The organism is Azospirillum sp. B21, assembly GCF_008364825.1.
Taxonomy (GTDB): domain Bacteria; phylum Pseudomonadota; class Alphaproteobacteria; order Azospirillales; family Azospirillaceae; genus Azospirillum.
The window spans coordinates 243025-259870 of the sequence record NZ_VTTO01000003.1 but is presented as its reverse complement, the minus strand read 5'-3'; the positions used below and the strand labels follow the sequence as shown (position 1 = coordinate 259870).

Annotated in this window: 12 protein-coding genes; 1 reads left to right on the top strand and 11 read right to left on the bottom strand. The window is 67.8% G+C overall.

All coding sequences use genetic code 11. The features are described 5' to 3' along the window. Positions 1 to 41: 41 nt before the first annotated feature. From FZ983_RS09455 to FZ983_RS09405, 11 genes are all read right to left on the bottom strand, one after another. Positions 42 to 1418 (bottom strand): response regulator, encoded by a 1377-nt coding sequence (locus FZ983_RS09455; protein ID WP_211102884.1) that lies wholly within the window; start codon positions 1416 to 1418, stop codon positions 42 to 44. Positions 1419 to 1448: 30 nt separating this feature from the next. Next, positions 1449 to 2867 carry a diguanylate cyclase gene (locus tag FZ983_RS09450; protein WP_149223304.1) on the bottom strand — a complete coding sequence of 473 codons (1419 nt, stop codon included), beginning with the start codon at positions 2865 to 2867 and terminating at the stop codon, positions 1449 to 1451. A gap of 12 nt (positions 2868 to 2879) precedes the next feature. Beyond that, complete coding sequence (locus tag FZ983_RS09445) at positions 2880 to 3317, bottom strand: response regulator (RefSeq protein WP_014247336.1); 438 nt, start codon at positions 3315 to 3317, stop codon at positions 2880 to 2882. After that, a complete protein-coding gene (locus tag FZ983_RS09440; protein ID WP_149223303.1) occupies positions 3317 to 4963 on the bottom strand; it encodes an ATP-binding protein in 1647 nt (548 codons plus the stop codon). The genes FZ983_RS09445 and FZ983_RS09440 overlap by 1 nt, the downstream gene beginning before the upstream one ends. Then, positions 4960 to 7398: a PAS domain S-box protein gene (locus FZ983_RS09435; RefSeq protein WP_188092279.1), complete on the bottom strand. Its 2439-nt coding sequence runs from the start codon at positions 7396 to 7398 to the stop codon at positions 4960 to 4962. Before FZ983_RS09435 ends, FZ983_RS09440 begins: the two co-directional genes overlap by 4 nt. A 200-nt stretch (positions 7399 to 7598) precedes the next feature. Beyond that, positions 7599 to 10082, bottom strand: a complete 2484-nt coding sequence (locus tag FZ983_RS09430) for a methyl-accepting chemotaxis protein (RefSeq protein ID WP_149223301.1) — start codon at positions 10080 to 10082, stop codon at positions 7599 to 7601. Positions 10083 to 10575: 493 nt separating this feature from the next. Next, positions 10576 to 11916: an acetyl-CoA carboxylase biotin carboxylase subunit gene (gene accC, locus FZ983_RS09425; RefSeq protein ID WP_149223610.1), complete on the bottom strand. Its 1341-nt coding sequence runs from the start codon at positions 11914 to 11916 to the stop codon at positions 10576 to 10578. A gap of 19 nt (positions 11917 to 11935) precedes the next feature. Next, on the bottom strand, positions 11936 to 12385 hold the full coding sequence (locus tag FZ983_RS09420; protein ID WP_149223300.1) for an acetyl-CoA carboxylase biotin carboxyl carrier protein subunit: 450 nt from the start codon (positions 12383 to 12385) through the stop codon (positions 11936 to 11938). 22 nt (positions 12386 to 12407) lie between these two features. Beyond that, positions 12408 to 12857, bottom strand: coding sequence for a type II 3-dehydroquinate dehydratase (gene aroQ / locus FZ983_RS09415; RefSeq protein WP_014247329.1), 450 nt, complete (start codon positions 12855 to 12857; stop codon positions 12408 to 12410). A 154-nt stretch (positions 12858 to 13011) separates the two neighbouring features. Further along, the gene (locus tag FZ983_RS09410) at positions 13012 to 13821 is read right to left on the bottom strand and encodes a transporter substrate-binding domain-containing protein (RefSeq protein WP_247883686.1); all 810 of its coding nucleotides are present in this window, start codon (positions 13819 to 13821) and stop codon (positions 13012 to 13014) included. 156 nt (positions 13822 to 13977) lie between these two features. Then, entirely contained in the window at positions 13978 to 15450 is a 1473-nt protein-coding gene (locus tag FZ983_RS09405) for a dynamin family protein (RefSeq protein WP_149223298.1), read from the bottom strand. 211 nt (positions 15451 to 15661) lie between these two features. Here FZ983_RS09405 and FZ983_RS09400 point away from each other — a divergent pair, with 211 nt between their 5' ends. Continuing rightward, positions 15662 to 16330 (top strand): hypothetical protein, encoded by a 669-nt coding sequence (locus FZ983_RS09400; RefSeq protein WP_149223297.1) that lies wholly within the window; start codon positions 15662 to 15664, stop codon positions 16328 to 16330. Positions 16331 to 16846 lie beyond the last annotated feature (516 nt).

The following is a 16846-nucleotide window of genomic DNA, read 5'->3' as shown; positions in this document are numbered from 1 at the left end:
TTAGGTCTGTAAAATTTTCGACGACTTGTATCGGGCCGGCATCAGCCGCCCCGCGGAATGCGTCCGGGGAACAGCCGCTCCAGCACAGCGCCCAACCGATCCATGGTCAGCGGCTTGTGCAGGCAGTCGTCCATCCCGGCAGCGCGGCACTGGGCGTCATCCTCGGCATCCGTGCCGGCGGTCAGCGCCACGATCGGCACGCGGCCCGCCTCGCCCGGCAGCGCACGGATGGCCCGCGATGCCTCATGGCCGTCCATCACCGGCATCTGCACGTCCATCACGATCAGGTCGAACCGCCGTTCGGTCGCCGCGGCGACGCCTTGGGCTCCGTCCTCCGCCGTCGTCACCGCATGGCCCAGCGCCTTGAAGAAGCCGGCGGCAACCAGCCGGCCGATCGGGTTGTCCTCCACCAGCAGGACCGAAAGGGCGGCCGGTGGAGCAACGGGACGAGCCGGCAGTTGAACGGGAATTCGGGCGGTCAGCCATTCGCCGGCGTCGCCGTCCGCAAGCAGGCGCCCCCCCAGCCGCCGGACTTGCGGTCCGGCCACCGCCAGCGCCAGCGGGCGCAGCCGCGGCACACCCCGGCGGCGGAGGATCAACTCGGCCGCCTCCCCCGCCGGCTGAAGAGACAGCGACAGCTCCGCCCCCGTCTCCGCCGTCAGGAGGACCAGTAGGGAGCGCAACCCGCCCGCATCGCCGATGAACCGTTGGTCGGCGCCCCCCTCCACCGCGACCGCCTTCGCGCCGGCCGCCAGATCGCCAAGGGTCAGCGTCTCCACCGCCTGGATTCCCGGCTTCGCCGAACGCAGGGCCGACAGCGTCGCGCGCAGCGTGTTGCCCGCCGTCCGGACGCCGGTCAGCCGGTCCAGCTGGCTCGGCAGCAGCGGCGATTCCAGCGCAGCGGCGGTCAGCGCCAGTATGGGATCGAGCGCCGCCTCCACCGCGGCGGCGGCGTCGTCGAACAGCGCCGCCGCCTCGCCCCCTGCCCGCTCCGCCCCGGCCAGAGCCGCACGCAGGCGGTTTTCCCGTGCCTGCCGCCGACGGGCGGCAGCTATGGCGCGGCGCAGGGCGGCTGCATCACCGACTGGCAGCGCATCCTGCGCGCCGGCCGCGATGAAGGATGCCGCAACCTCCTCTTGCCCATCCGGCAACAGGACCAGAACGGCAGGGACCGGGTCCAGCCGGACCAGCGCCTCGACCGCGGCATGACCGGGGGCGACATCGGCGACACTGCCGGCGGCGTCGATCACGACTACGCCGTCGCCGGCCGCTGCAACGCCGCGCAGACGGTCCAGCGCCGCTTCGACCGTATCAACCCGCGGGGGAATGCCGCCCAGCGCGATGGCGAGCTGCCGTATGCGCAACGCGTCGCCGGAGACCAGCAGCACCCCGTCCTGGCCGGAGGTGTCCGTCATCATTCCTTCGGCCATTTTTCCTCTGACATGCCGTCAGCTCGCGATGGATGTGGGGATGGAGGTGGGGATGGATGCGGTTGCGAAGGCCGGGCCGGGATAGCCGTCGCTGACGACGACGCGGTTGCGACCCAGCGATTTCGCCTCGTACAGCGCGCGGTCGGCGCGGCCCAGTGCGCGCTCGATGCTGGCGTCCTCGTCACCGCACATGGCGACGCCGATGCTGACCGTCATGCGCAGCGTCCCGCCGCCGGATTGGCCGCCTGACTGCAGCGCCACGTCGGCCAGGGCCAGACGCTGGCGCAGCCGTTCCGCCACCTCGGTCGCCGACTCCAGCGGGGTTTCGGGCAGGATGATCGCGAACTCCTCTCCGCCCACCCGGCCGACATGGTCGGTGTCGCGCAATTCGGCGCGGCAGACCTCCGCCAGCCGGACCAGCGCCCGATCCCCGACGGCATGGCCATGGGTGTCGTTGATCGCCTTGAAGCGGTCGATGTCCAGCATCAGCACCGACACCGGCCGGCCATAGCGGCGCAGCCGCGCCATCTCGACCTCCGCCAGTTCCATGAAGCGGCGGCGGTTGTTCAGCCCGGTCAGCGGATCGGTGGTCGCCATGCGGCGAAGTTCGCTCTCCACCCGCATGCGCTCCGACACGTCGCGGATGACGGCGGTGAACAGCAGGCCGCGGGCATGGTGCAGCTTGGCGATCGACACCTCGGCCGGGAACTCCCGTCCGTCGGCGGTCAGCCCCTGCACCTCGCGCCGGTTGGTCATCACCTGCGCCTGCATCTCCGACGCGGCGAATCCGGCGATGTGGGCCTCGTGGTCGGGACGGAAGCGCTCGGGGATCAGCAGCGACAGCGGCCGCCCCAGGATGTCGTCGGCATCGTAGCCGAACAGGCTTTCCGCCGCCCGGTTGAACAGGGTGATGTTCAGGTTCTCGTCGGTGGTCAGGATGGCGTCCTGCGCCAGCCCGATGATGCCCTGCAGCCGCTCCTCCGACAGGCGCAGCTCCTCCTCCAGCCGCTTGCGGGCCATGGCGTGCTGGACGGCGCGCCACATCAGCGGCCCGTCGGTCTGCCCCTTCACCAGATAGTCCTGGGCGCCGTGGGCCAGGATCTCCAGCGCGAAATCCTCGTCGTCATAGCCGGTCAGCACCACCAGCGGCAGCGACGGCGCGTCGGCATGCAGGCGGGTCACCGTCTCCAGCCCGAAGCTGTCGGGCAGCGACAGGTCGAGCAGCACGACGTCGCAGGCGTTGCGGTGCAGCCAGGCCCGCGCCTCCTTCAGCGAGGTGGCGCGCGCCACGGTGGAGCGGCGGGCATAGGGCGTCAGCGAGCGGGTCACCAGACGCGCATCGGCGTCGTCATCCTCGACCAGCAGGATGACGGTGCGTCCCTCCTCCGGCTCGGGGCTGTGGGACTGGGCGGGCTTGGCCGGTAAGGCGATGGACATGTCTGGCCTCCTTCACCGTGGCAGCCGGACGACGCGGAACCAGTATTCCTCGATGCTCTTCACCGCATCGAAGAAGGCGTCCATGTCCATCGGCTTGGTGATGAAGCTGTTGGCACCCAGCAGATAGCTGGCGTTCACGTCGCGGTCGACGTCGGAGGTGGTGAGGATCACCACCGGAATGGTCTTCAACTCCTCGTCCGCCTTCAGCTCCTGCAGGACCTCGCGGCCGTCCATGCGCGGCATGTTCAGGTCCAGCAGGATCAGGTCGGGCCGGGTGGCACCGGCGAAGGGACCCTGGCGGCGCAGATACTCCATCGCCTCCACGCCGTCGCGGACATGGCCGACGTTGCACAGGATGCGGCCGTCGCGCAGCGCACGCTTGGCGAGGCCGGCATCGGCCGGGTCGTCCTCGACCAGCAGGATCTCGAAGGGAGTCGTCAGGTCCTGCATCAGGGGAATCCTCGGAAGGCGGGATGGGGCAGATGGATGGAAAAGGTGCTGCCGACGCCGGGGCTGGAGACGACGGTGATCCGGCCGCCCAGCCGCTCCACCATCTTGCGGGCGATTGCGAGCCCCATCCCGGTGCCGGGATGCTCGTCGCGCGAATGCAGGCGGCGGAACACCTCAAAGATCTGGTCGCGGTAGCGCGGCTCGATGCCGATGCCGTTGTCGCGCACGTCGATCACGTCATAGCCGTCAATCCGCCGGCCGGAGACATGCACCTCCGCCGCGCGGTAGGGGTGGCGGTATTCGACCGCATTGGCGATCAGCACGATGAAGATCTCGCGCAGGCGCCGCTCGTCCGCCTGCACCGCCGGCAGTTCGCCCACGGTGACGGTGGCGCCGGCATCGGCGATGCGCCGCTTCAGCGCGGTCAGCGCCGCCTGCAGCGCGTCTCCGGCCGCGACCGTGCCGCAGCCGAGCGGCACCCGGTCCTCCGCCAGGAAAAGCTGGACGTCGCGCAGCAGCATCTTCAGCCGCCCGGCCCCGTCGACGATCTCGCGGATGAAGCCGGCGCTCTCCTCGTCCAGCTTGCCCCTCTGCTGCTTCTCCAGAAGCTGGGCATAGCTGGCGATTGCGCGCAACGGCTCCTGCAGGTCGTGGGCGGTGGCGTAGGCGAACTGCTCCAGCTCGTTCTTGGCCCGTCCCAACTCGGCGGTGCGCAGGTCGACCTGCCGTTCCAGCGTGTGGCGGCGGCTGACCGCCATGAAGGTCAGCGCCTCGATCAGCAGGGCCAGCAGCAGGAAGGCCGCCTGGAATCCGCGGAAGGTCGGGTCGGCATAGGCGAGACCCTCCCAGCTGGTGCGCGGAGCCAGCGCCAGTTCCCAATGGCCGTCCGGCAGGTTGATCCGCTCGACCAGCGGATCGCCCTTCAGAGCCAGCGCGTCGCCCGCCACCTGCTGGCCGATGTCGGTCACGACGGCGAAGCCCAGATGCGGCGGCACCCGGTCGAAACGCACCTCGCCGAGGATGGCGCCGACATCGAACACCAGACCGACCGCTCCCCAGGGCTTGCCCGGCCCGTAGACGATCTGTCGGGCGATCAGCCCCTGCCCGCCCTGGAGCAGGGCGACCGGACCGTGGATGGTCACGTCGCGGCTGATGATGGCGCGCTGCACCGTTTCGGCGAATCCGGGCCGCGCGTCCTTCAGCAGATCGTTGCCCAGCACCTTCTCGTTGCCCTCGACCGGATAGACGATGCGGACGACGAAGTCGGGGGCGGCGGAGATGTTGCGCACCCCCACCACCGAGCGCCGCAGCCCTTCCGCATAGCGCGGGAACTGTTCGGTGAGGCTGCCTGCCGCGGCCGCGACCTCGACGAAGGCGGTCAGGCCGCGGACCAGCGCCAGACGCTCGTTCAGCGCGCTGGACAGTGTGCTGGCCATCGACGAGGCGGTGAGCGCCGCATTCGCCCGGTGTTCGGCCACCAGGACGCGGATATAGACGTCGCCCATCCACAGATAGGCCAGCGCAAGCACCAGCGTCACCGCAGCCTGGACGGCGGCGGCCTTCCAAATCCGCTGGCCGCCCGCGATCAGGCGGCGCAGAACGGCCGGCACCGGCGGGCGCGGCGCGATCAGGGGCTCCGCCGTCATCGCCGGTCACATGCCTCGCCGGTCACGTCCGCCATGGCCGGCAGGACCATGCGGAACAGGCTGCCGCAGGGGCGCCCGTCCGCATCGCGCAGGTCGTCGTCCGGCGGGCCTTCCACCCACAGCCGGCCGCCGTGATGCTCGACCACCTTCTTGCAGACCGCCAGCCCGACGCCCGTGCCCTCATACTCGTCGCGGCGGTGCAGCCGCTGGAAGATGCCGAAGACGCGGTCGCGGTCCTCCGCGGCGATGCCGATGCCGTTGTCGCGAATGTCGATGCGCACCACCGGCGCACCGCCCTGCCGGCCCGAAGCCCGGCCGGAAGCCACGGTGACGCGCACCACCGGCGGGCGGCCGGGTTCGCGGTATTTCACCGCATTGCCGATCAGGTTCTGGAACAGCCGCATCAACTCGTTGTCGTCACCGGCCACCACCGGAAGCGCGGCGCCGTCCGGCCCGCCCACCGTGACCGTGGCCCCGGCATCCTGGACCGCGACCTCCAGGTTCAGCAGAGCCAGCCGCAGCGGTTCGTCCAGCGGCACCGGCCGGAATGGCTTGGCCTTGCGCCCGACCCGCGAATACTCCAGCAGGTCGACGATCAGCCGGTCCATGCGCTGGGCGCCGTCGCGGGCGAAGTCGATGCACTCCCGGCCCTCCTCGTTCAGCGACTTGCCCAAGCCCCGCTCCAGCAGGGTCAGGTAGCTGGTGATGACGCGCAGCGGCTGGCGCAGGTCGTGGGAGGCGACATAGGCGAAGGCCTCCAGTTCGGCGTTGGATCGCTCCAACTCGCTGGTCTTGCCGCGCAGTGCCTCCTCCGCGATGCAGCGTTCGGTGATGTCGTGGATCAGCGACATCAGCAGCGTGCGGCCATGGACGACGATGTTGCTGATATAGACCTCGACGTCGCGGACGTCGCCGGAGGCCAGCCGATGGCGGAACTGGAAATGCTTGCGTTCGGCGTTGTGGGCCTGTTGCAGCTCCCGCTCCACCTCCCCGCGCGGCGCCACGTTGATGTCGTGGATGTGCATGCTGCGCAGCCGGTCGAGCGGATGGCCGTAGAACTCCGCCGCCGCCGGGTTGGCATCGACGATCCTCCCGTCTGCCGGGTCGACCAGCAGCTTCACCGCGCAGCTGGCGACGAAGATCTGCTCGAACAGCTGCTGTCGCTCCAGCAATGCCTGCTCGGCATGCTTGCGCTCGCTGATGTCCATCACCGCGCCGACGATGCCGGCCGGCTTGCCGCCGGTGCGGCAATAGACGGCTTTGGAGAACAGCACGTCGCGCAGCGTTCCGTCGGCGCAGCGCAGCTGGGTTTCGTAGCTCTGCGGCTTCTGGTCGGCCAGCAGCGCCTTGTCGACCGCCTCGTCGGCCTCGGCGACATGCGGCGGGGCGAGGTCGAAGACGGTGCGGCCGAACAGGGCCTGCCGGTCGATGCCCATCCAGCGTTCGAAGGCGTCGTTGGCGTCCACGTAATGGCCCATGACGTCCTGGACGAAGATCGGCACCGGCACCGTGTCCAGCAGCACCCGCTGGAATCCGGCGCGGTCGTTCAGCGCCTGTTCGGCGCGCCAGCGCACCGTAACGTCCTCCACCACCCAGACGAAACCGCGTGCAGGGTCGCCCGTCTTCACCGGCCGGCCGATCAGGCGGCAGCGGATGTCGGTGCCGTCGGCCCGGCGCATCGCCACCTCCTCGTCGAACTGGCCACCCGACTGCATGCGCGGATAGGCGCGCCGACCCACATCCTCGAACACCCCGTCATCGCCGTAGATGATGCGGGAGCTGCAGCCGACGATGTCCTCCATCCGGTACCGGAAGGTGGCGGCCGCCGCCTTGTTGACCCGGCGGATCACCCGGTCGCCGTCGACCAGCAGCACGCCGACCGGGGCATTGTCGAGGATGGCGTCAAGCTGCAGCCGGCTTTCGGCAAGCTCCTCCTCCATCCGCTTGCGGGCGGTGACGTCGACATGGGTCCCGATCATGCGGCGCGGCCGGCCCTCCGCATCCCAGGACACCACCCGTCCGCGGTCGAGGATCCACAGCCAGTCCCCCGATTTGGCGCGGATACGGTGCTCGCATTCGTAGAATGGCCGTTCGCCGGATAAATGCGCCTGGAGCGCCGCCTGGGCCAGCGGCAGGTCTTCGGGATGGACGCGGGAGCACCAGAAATCGAGATGCGGAGTCACCTCGCCCGGCGAGAAGCCCAGCATCGTCTGCCAACCCGGGCTGTACCAGACCGCATCGGTCGCGAGATCCCAGTCCCAGATCCCGTCGCCGGCGGCGTCGGTCGCCAGATGCAGGCGCGGCACCGCCGTGGCCAGCCTGCCGCGACGCCATTTCAGGCGGGTGCGGAGCTTCGGCGCGGCGGTGCCGGCCGTCGCGCCGGGATCCAAGAGGGGACGCAGTGTGGTTGCTTCGAGTGTGGTTGCTTCGACCATGGTTGCGGTCGGACCTCGTTTCCATTCATCCGGAAGGAGCTGCGGAAAACCGCGCATCTCCCGGCAGTACGGCAAGCATACTCCTTCAACCCTGAAGTAATCCCCGGCGAAATTGTCACAGGGCTGCAGTCCTCACCAACCGGGAAGAAGAAGATGCTTAACCATTACCAATGCTGAATGATGGGATGCCGCTGAACAGTTCAGGCGGCCACATCGACGGGTGCGCGATCCTTGGTGGCGATTTCCACGGCCCGGCTGAAGTCCCGCGGCATGCTATCCGTCTCGAAGGCCAAATGGATGCGGTTGTGTTCCACCGCCTTGACCACGACCGCAGCCTCCGCCCCGTAGCGGTCGAGGCGCAGATGGCCGATGGTGCCGGCGAGCGAACGGCCGTCGGTTGCGGTCACCGGATCGATCATGGCGCCGCCGATGGACAGGTTGCGGACGGTCACCGCCAGGCGATCGCTGCCGATCAGAAGCGTCCCGGTCTCTTCCACCTGATAGCGCGGCTTGCGCCGGCGGTCGGCATCGCCGGTGGAGGTGCGGACGATGCGCACCAGAACCTGTCGCAGATCCTCGATGGAGCGGGCGACATCGCCCGAGCCATTCTTGACCTGGGTCGCCTGTTCGCCGGTGCGGTCGGCTTCCTCGGACACGGCGGCGATGCGGAACGACACCTCCTGCGCGGCGGTGGAGGTCTCCACCACGTTGCGGCTGATTTCCTGGGTGGCAGCCGACTGCTCCTCCATCGCGGCTGCGATGGACCCGGAGATGTGGTCGATCTCGGCGATGGTGTCGCCGATCTCCTCCACCGCCTTCACGGCCTCGTCGGTCACGGCCTGGATGGCGGTGATCTGGCGGGTGATCTCCTCGGTCGAGGACGCGGTCTGGTTGGCGAGGTTCTTCACCTCCTGCGCCACGACGGCGAAGCCCTTTCCGGCCTCCCCCGCCCGCGCCGCCTCGATGGTGGCGTTCAGCGCCAGCAGGTTGGTCTGGCCGGCGATGGACTGGATCAGGTTCACCACGTCGCCCACCTTCGCCACCGTTTCCGAGAGCGAGCGGATGGTGGTCTGGGTGTGGTGGCCGCTTTCCACCGCGCGGCGGGTTACCGCGCTGGAATGGGCGATCTGCGACGAGATTTCGCGGATCGACGCGGCCAGCTGCTCGCTGGCGGCGGCGACGGTCTGGGCATTGGCCAGCGCCTGACCGGCGGCGGACGCCACGGTCTGGGCGTTGATGCTGACCCGCTCGGCGGAACCGGACATGCCTTCGGCTTCGTTGGCCATGGCGCCGGTTCGCTGGGCCACCTCCTCCACCGCGCGGCCGGCCTCGCGCTCCACGGTGGAGGCCATGGCCTCCAGCGCGCGGCGCCGCTCCTCGTCCGCCTGCCGGGCGCGCTCGACACGCTCCTGCACGGCGTAGCAGAGCCGGGCCTTCAGCCCGCGCAACTGGCCGGCGACGGGATGGAACTCGGCCGCCGCCGGCAGGTCGATGATGTGGGTCTGGTCGTTTCGGGCGATGGCGTCGAAATCACCGGAGAAGTCGGCCAACGGACGGCGCACCGTGCGCAGAAGCAGAAGCCCGCACAGCACCGCCGCCGCCAGCACGCCCATCCCGGCGACCATGGCGAACACCAGATGCCACTGGAAATCCTCCAACGCCCCATCATACTCGGCTTTGGCGACGGCCAGCTGCAGTTGCAGCAGGTTCTTGTTGGTCTGGAAGGCGGCCTGGAACAGCGGTTCGACGCGGTCGCGGACCAGAACCTCCAGCCGCAGCGAATCGCCCTGGCGCGCCAGTTCCACCGCAGGCCGCAAGCCTTCGTTCAGGAAGGCGGCGCGCTGCTTGGCGAAACGTTCCGCCAGCGTCTTCTCCTCCGGCGTCAGATATGTGGTGAGATAATCCGCCCACAGCCGGTCGATGGTGGCAATGTTGTCGGTGATCCGCGCATCGCGCCCCGCCATCACCTTCGCGTCGGTGCCGTCGCGGGTGTCGATGATCAGGCGCTGCAGCGTCTGCACATTGTCGCGCATGTGGTCCAGAATCTCGCCGATCTGCACCGCCGGCACCGTCCGATCCTCGTACACCGTCTTCAGCGAGGCGTTGCTGTCGGCCATGCCGCGCAGGGTGACGCCACCGACCGCAAGCATCGCCAGGATCATGAAGGAGAAGATCAGGGTCAGCCGGCCGGTCACGCTCGCCGACCAGTGCCGGAACGCCGCGCCGGCGCCACGGCCCACCGCCTGCCCGTCACGCACCGTCAAATGGCGCGCCCGGCCCTCGCGGATGTCGGCATAGAGCCGCTCCGTCGCCGCCACCTGCTCGCGCGAGGGCTTGGTGCGGATGGAGATGAAGCCGGTCACCTTGCCGTCCTCGATCACCGGCGTGACGTTGGCACGCACCCAGTAGAAGTCGCCGGACTTGGTGCGGTTCTTCACCAACCCTTCCCACGGCCGCCCATCCTTGATCGTCGCCCACAAGTCGGCGAAGGCCTCCTTCGGCATGTGGGGGTGGCGGATCAGGTTATGCGGCGCGCCGATCAGTTCGGCCTCCGTATAGCCGCTGATGTCGACAAAGGCCTTGTTGACGAAGGCGATGCGCCCGCCGGTGTCGGTACGCGACACCAGCAGGACGCCGTCTTCCATCACGATTTCGCGGTCGGTGATCGGTTCGTTCACGCGCATGGACGGGGCCTCGTCGAACAATGGGCTTGGGACAGGGGGGCTTGAGACAGAGGGGCACGAACAGGACGGCGCGACACCGCCGGACCGGGCGATTGCTGGGTACGGAGAGCGGGGAGCCTGTTCATCTACCCTGGGTGGATGCCGGTCCGCACTGACCCAGATCAAAAGAGCAAGAGGCGTGCCATGCACAACAGCCGGACCCGAGAACGGCCTTTGGGGAAAACCCCTATGAACTCCAAGACCCGTACAGCGACAGGCATGCACCGGCAATCGTCGGGAAATGCAGCCGGCCTCGCAGTTTGCGAATAGAAACGCGAGAGAGCAGCCGAATTCCTAAAATGCAAAATATCAATCGCACCACTATGGTGGCGGCTCTCTTTTAAAAGAAAGATCTTATAAAGAAAAAGCCCCTCTCTCGACTTGAGGGAGGGGCTTTAGAACCGCGACGGATTGTCGCAGCATCTTTCGCTATACAGTTGGACCCGGCAGCTGGTCAGGACTTCGCCATCAGCTGTTCCAGCCAATGGATGTCGTAATTGCCATCGATGAAGGCCTGCTGGGCGATGATGCGGTCATGCAGCGGCAGCGTGGTCTGGATGCCGCCGATCACATACTCCTCGATCGAACGGCGCAGCCGCATCAGGCACTCGTTGCGGGTGGTGCCGTGGACGACCAGCTTGGCGATCAGGCTGTCGTAATGCGACGGCACGCGGTAGCCGTCATACAGCGCCGAATCGACGCGGACGCCCAGGCCGCCCGGCGCGTGGTAGCCGTCGATCTTGCCCGGCGACGGCATGAAGGTCTCCGGATTCTCGGCGTTCACGCGGCACTCGATGGCGTGGCCTTCGAAACGGATGTCCGGCTGGCCATAGCCCAGCGGCGCACCGGCGGCGACGCGGATCTGCTCGCGGACCAGATCGATGCCGGTGATCATCTCGGTGATGGTGTGTTCCACCTGCAGGCGGGTGTTCATTTCGATGAAATAGAACTGCCCATCCTCGAACAGGAACTCCATCGTGCCGACGCCGCGGTAGCCGATGGCCGCCGCGGTCTTGGCCGCGAGGGCGCCGATATACTCGCGCTGCTCGGCGTTCAGGGCCGGGCTCGGCGCCTCCTCGATCACCTTCTGGTGCCGGCGCTGGACGGAGCAGTCGCGCTCGCCGAAATGCACGCAGGCGCCGTGGGTGTCGCCCAGGAGTTGGATCTCGATGTGCCGCGGATGGCCGAGATACTTCTCCAGATAGACCTCGTCGTTGCCGAAGGCGGCGCGCGCCTCGCCACGGGCCAACTGATAGGCTTCCTTCAGCTGGTCGGGGTTGCGGGCGACCTTCATGCCCTTTCCGCCGCCGCCGGCCGCCGCCTTGATGAGCACCGGATAGCCGGTCTCGTGGGCGACCTTCTCGGCCTCTTCCAGCGTCGTCACCGGGCCGTCGGATCCGGGCACCACCGGCAGACCCTGCTCCATCACCGTCTTCTTGGCGGTGACCTTGTCGCCCATGATCCGGATATGCTCCGGCGTCGGGCCGATGAAGGTGAAGCCGTGCTCCTCCACCATCTCGGCGAACTGAGCGTTTTCGGACAGGAAGCCGATGCCGGGATGGATGGCGTCGGCATTGGTGATCGACGCCGCCGACAGGATGGCCGGGATGTTGAGGTAGCTCTCACGCGCAGACGCCGGACCGATGCACACGCTCTCGTCGGCGAGGCGGACGTGCATGGCGTCGGCGTCGGCGGTGGAATGCACCGCCACGGTCTGGATCCCCATCTCGCGGCAGGCGCGGTGGATGCGCAGAGCGATCTCACCACGGTTCGCGATCAGGACCTTTTCGAACATCGCCAAGGGAATGCCCCGCTTACTCGATGATGAGGAGAACTTCGCCGAATTCGACCGGCTGGGCGTCGGACACCAGCACTTCGGCGACCGTGCCGCCGCGCGGGGCCTTGATCGGGTTCATGACCTTCATCGCCTCGATGATCATGATGGTCTGGCCGGCCTTGACCACGTCGCCCGGACGGACGAAGGGCGTGCCGCCCGGCTCGGCCGCCAGATAGGCGGTGCCGACCATCGGCGAGGTCACCGCACCCGGATGGCTCACCGGCTTGCCCGCCGGAGCCGCCGCGGCGGCGACCGGGGCGGCCGTCAGGACCGGGGCGGCCTGGACGGCGACCGTCTGGGCGGCGGTCGGCCGGGTGACGCGGATGCGCTTTTCGCCCTCGGCGAACTCGATCTCGCTCAAGCCCGTCTCACGCAGGAGGTCCGCCAGCTTGCGGACCAGATCGCCGTCGATGTCGAAGCTCGCCATGATGTCAGTCGTTCCCGTTTCCTTAATCGCGGTCGATGATGTTCGCGATGGCGTCCAGCGCCAGAAGATACCCGTGCGGCCCGAACCCGCAGATCATCCCCCTCGCCACCGGCGAGATGTAGGAGTGATGGCGGACCGGCTCGCGCTTGAAGATGTTCGACAGATGGACCTCGATCACCGGCAGTTCCGACAGGATCAGACTGTCCATGATCGCGACCGAGGTGTGGGTGTAGGCGCCGGCGTTGATGACGATGCCGTCATTCTCCGTGCGGGCCTGCTGAATCCACGAGACCAGTTCGCCTTCGTGGTTGGATTGCCGGAAATCCACGGTCAGACCCAGCTGATCGGCACGCTCGTGGCAGGCGGCCTCCAGATCGTCCAGGGTCATCGACCCGTAGATTTGCGGCTCCCGCACGCCCAGCATGTTGAGGTTCGGCCCATTGAGGACCAGAATCGACGCGTCGATGGCCACGGCCCGCGCCCCTTTTCCATGATCGAAACCGCGCGTTTATAGCACGAAGCACCGTCCTGTCCATGGCGACGCGGGCCTTGGCCGCGGAAAAGCGTGGCACAGGCCCCCGCCCCGCTTGGCGCCCATCCCGTCCGCGCCGGCGAACCGCCGGGGCTCAGGGGGGTGGCGGAACGGTGTGGCCGGACAGCAGTTCGCGATAGACGCCCTGCGCCTTCAACGCCTTGAGCCCGTCGTTGAAGGCGGCGAGCGTCGTCTCGGCTCCCGGCGTGGCACGCCCGATCACCAGATGGAAGGTGACGACGGCATAGGGGTGGTCCGAAACCCGGATGTCGTCGGCCAGTCCGGATCGGGCGATGGCTGCGGCGGCGCTGTACTCGTCGATGACGAGGGCATCGGCCCGCCCGGTCGCCACCATGCGCACGCAGGCCCCCAGGTCGGATGGGGTCTGCCGCGCCAGCTGCCCCTGCCCGACCAGCGCCTCCAGCTCCGGCGGCAGGGCATAGCCCACCGCTTGGCAAACGGTTCGGCCGCGGAACCCCTCCAGGCCGCGGGGGCCACGCACCAACCGCCCATCAAAAGTCATCGCCGTACGGTTCGACATGTAGACGAACTGCCGCACCTCGATCACCGGGTCGGAGAACAGCACCTCCTGCTCCCGTTCCGGCGTGCGGACATAGGGAAAGGTGGCCAGGAAGCGGCCGGCGACCACCCCGTCGTAACCGCGCTTCCACGGCATGAACCGAACATCGTAATGGCGGCCGGACACCGCGAAGGCCCGGCGGGCCAGATCGGTCACCAGCCCGCCGCCCGGCAGTTCCTCCCCCGTATAGGGTGCGTAATCGCCGCCGGTCACCAGGTCGAGGCCGGTGTAGGGGGCCGGAGCAGGCTCGGTTGCGGATTCCAGCGCCTGTCCGGCGGTCGGCGCAGCAAGCAGCAACGCGACAGCCGGAACGACGGCCCGCATGGCAGCGCCGGCCCTCCCCACGACCTTTCCGCCCGCCGATCGAACACCCATTCCTGCACTCTCCCGCCCCTTCGCGGACCGTTGGCCATCGTCCTCAAGGTCCAGGGATCTAACGGCCTTTCCGTGATCCTGTAAAGAGCGGCCGGCGTTCCCCGGTCACTCCGCGGCGGTGGCGGGGGTGGAAGCAGCCTCCCGCGCGCGGCGGCCGGCCGGGTCGGTGTAGAGGTCGTTGATCCGCTGGACATGGACCGCCGTGGCCTCGCGGATGGCGAAGATCGCCTTGCGCGCCCTGCCGCCCCAGCCCGCCGGCTGCTTGGCGAAGATCGAGCGGAAGAAGCGGGTGTTGGCGAGGAAGGCCTGCCGCAGGTTCAAGTCGACGTCGCCGAACCGTTCGTCCAAGCCCGTGGCGACGCGGCCGGCGAAGAATTGCCGGATCTTGAAATGGCCGGCCAGGAACAGCCCGCCCACCAGCAGGACGGTGCCGACCAGGCGCAGCGGCACACCGCCGTCGGGATTGTCGAACATCCAGCCGAGCAAGGCGCCGAACCCGCCGCCCATCGTCTGCACGACGGTTCCCAGCAGCGTCAGAAGGAGGACGCCCCAAACCGCGTCGCCGATCAGCACCCGCCGGCGCCATGCCGCCATCGCCTCGCGCAGCTTGGGGATCACCTCGCCCTCAAGCTCCTTGGTCAGGCTGTCGATGGAGCCGATGATGCGATAGGCCCGCGCGACCTCCACCTCGTTGATGCGGGTGTGGAGTTCGGCAAGGTCATGGTCGCGCCGCGCCTCGTAGCGGGCACGGCGGCCGTCGTCCTCGATGGCGACGGCGGAACGCTGGTCGTAGATGGCGTAGAAGCGGCCCGACACCAGCCCGGCCTGGGCGATCGCCCGCTGCCAGGCGCCGAAAACCGCCTCCAGATTGTCTTCCTTGGCCGTGGTGTCGACTTGGTTCAGGATGTAGCAGACCTTGCGGGCGTCGGCGCGGTTCACCGTCTTGGCGACCAGATGGCGCAGCGTGTCCTGCATGGCGCCCGGTTCGGGATGGCGGGCGTCGAAGAAGACCAGCACGAGGTCCGACAGCTCGACGATATGGTCGACCAGCCGCAGGACGGAGCGGCGCTGGTCGTCGGCGTCGAAACCGGGCGAATCGATGAAGATCTTGCCCTTGGTGCGCGGTCCGGCCAGCGTCTTCAGCTGCAGGTAATTGTCGATCCGCTTGCCTTCGCCGGCCGCCACCTTCTCGATCTCGTCGGCGATGCGGTAGAAGGGAAAGCGCGGGTCGGCGTTCAGCGCGGTGCCCGGCAGCGCCTCCTTCCGCGTCTCCGGCCCGTGGCAGATGACGGTGAACTTGTCGTCGACCGCCTGGTTGCCGGTGTTCTGCAGGGTCTCGCCGAGATAGCCGTTGAGGAAGGTCGACTTGCCGGCCGAGAATGTGCCGAGCACCGCGACCATCGGCCACCAGGGAATGCGGGTGGTCAGCGATTCATGACGGTCTATCAGACCCAGCCCGGCCAGGATCCGGTCGAAGGCACGGAAGGTCGGAAGGACCGGCAGCAGATTGGGGTTTTCCGCGCGCAGATGGGCATCCAGGGCCGCAAGGCGCTGCTGAAGGGCTTGCCGGGGGGTCATGGTCGGTCTGATTCCACAATGGCACGGGGCACGAGACTCTGGCCGGATGCGGCGGGGCGCCGGCCCGGTTCGGTCCGGCTCTGTCTAGCACGGGCGGAGTGGCGCCCGGACATGAAATCTCCCTCATACTCCATGCGGGAGAACATCCGTGGCGCCGCATGGAAGTGTGGCATCGGTGGAACCAGAAGCGGAAGCGGAACGTTGCCCTTGGATGGACAGCGATGGCGGCACCGACGATCCTCCTTCGGCCCCTCCCCTCCCCGCACCGGAGGAGGAGCACCGGCTGACCGCCGAAGAACTCGCCTTCCTGCTGCGCGATCCGGCGGCGAGAGCGCGCGAGGCCGAGCGCGCCGCACGCTCCAACCGCAACCGCACCGAACGCCGCGGGGCTGATCCCGCCTATGCCGAGCGGCTGCGCGCCGGCGACCGCGAGCGCCAGCGCCGGCGCCGTCTGCGCGAGTCCATAGGCCGTCCCGAACCGCCCGGCTCCCCTGCGGTTCCCCTGCCCGACCTGACCGAGGCCGAGGCCGCCCGGCGCCTGACGCTTCATCTGGAACGGAGCATCGACGCGCAGGCCGTGCAGTTGCGCCGCCGGCCTGAACGTGTCCGGCTCTATGCCGAGGCCTTCGTCGTCTATCGCACCCTCTCGGCAGGCGGCGGCCGGCCGACACGCGGGGCGCTCGCCGCCCTGTTGAAGTCGCGCTTCGGCCGCAGCGTCACGCCTTCCCAGGTCCAGAAGCTGCGCGACCATGTGGAGGCGTTCGCCGCCCCCGGCGGGCCTTGGGCACCCGGTACCGCCGCTGCGCCGACACCTGTCCGAAGGAAGGACGCCGTCAAGGCCGATACGGATAGTCACGCATCACGGCCGAATCGCCGGTGAATCCGGAGCCGGAACCCTCTCCGCAGAGCCGAATAATATGGTTAATTATCTATTAACGCTTCCCTGACCAACGATTCAGCACTTTGCCATGAGCACGGCGGCGCGTGACGACCTGTATCGGCCTGAGTCATATCAAAGATTGCTTCGCTTGCGCATGATTATTTGCCGCAACCAGAAGGTTTGCCATCACCATTTGTAGCAGTTCTAATCCCGTCTGGTTTCGAACGGTTGACGGCTGAATTTCGTAAGCTATCGATCCAACCACTGGGTGAGTCGAAAGACACGGAGATTTCCGCCAAGGGATGGGTGTAGGGTGTGGACAAAGCGTTTGCGGAATTGACTCTGCCAACGCCGGGAATAATTCAAACCTGTAACAAAGCAACTCCTGCGAATGTTTCTACACCACCGATACCTATCGGAATATGGCGCCCACATACCAATATTCAAAAGTTTTCTCTTGAAAATCGGAAAAGAACGTGCAAACAATCTTTTCATTCTCGCAAAGAGAGGCGATGG

What these genes read in the sequence shown, in the direction of transcription:
- FZ983_RS09455 (WP_211102884.1), bottom strand. Translation starts at nt 1,418, where the DNA reads ATGATGACGGACACCTCCGGCCAGGACGGGGTGCTGCTGGTCTCCGGC.
- FZ983_RS09450 (WP_149223304.1), bottom strand. Translation starts at nt 2,867, where the DNA reads ATGTCCATCGCCTTACCGGCCAAGCCCGCCCAGTCCCACAGCCCCGAG.
- FZ983_RS09445 (WP_014247336.1), bottom strand. Translation starts at nt 3,317, where the DNA reads ATGCAGGACCTGACGACTCCCTTCGAGATCCTGCTGGTCGAGGACGAC.
- FZ983_RS09440 (WP_149223303.1), bottom strand. Translation starts at nt 4,963, where the DNA reads ATGACGGCGGAGCCCCTGATCGCGCCGCGCCCGCCGGTGCCGGCCGTT.
- FZ983_RS09435 (WP_188092279.1), bottom strand. Translation starts at nt 7,398, where the DNA reads ATGGTCGAAGCAACCACACTCGAAGCAACCACACTGCGTCCCCTCTTG.
- FZ983_RS09430 (WP_149223301.1), bottom strand. Translation starts at nt 10,082, where the DNA reads ATGCGCGTGAACGAACCGATCACCGACCGCGAAATCGTGATGGAAGAC.
- accC (WP_149223610.1), bottom strand. Translation starts at nt 11,916, where the DNA reads ATGTTCGAAAAGGTCCTGATCGCGAACCGTGGTGAGATCGCTCTGCGC.
- FZ983_RS09420 (WP_149223300.1), bottom strand. Translation starts at nt 12,385, where the DNA reads ATGGCGAGCTTCGACATCGACGGCGATCTGGTCCGCAAGCTGGCGGAC.
- FZ983_RS09410 (WP_247883686.1), bottom strand. Translation starts at nt 13,821, where the DNA reads ATGCGGGCCGTCGTTCCGGCTGTCGCGTTGCTGCTTGCTGCGCCGACC.
- FZ983_RS09405 (WP_149223298.1), bottom strand. Translation starts at nt 15,450, where the DNA reads ATGACCCCCCGGCAAGCCCTTCAGCAGCGCCTTGCGGCCCTGGATGCC.
- FZ983_RS09400 (WP_149223297.1), top strand. Translation starts at nt 15,662, where the DNA reads ATGGACAGCGATGGCGGCACCGACGATCCTCCTTCGGCCCCTCCCCTC.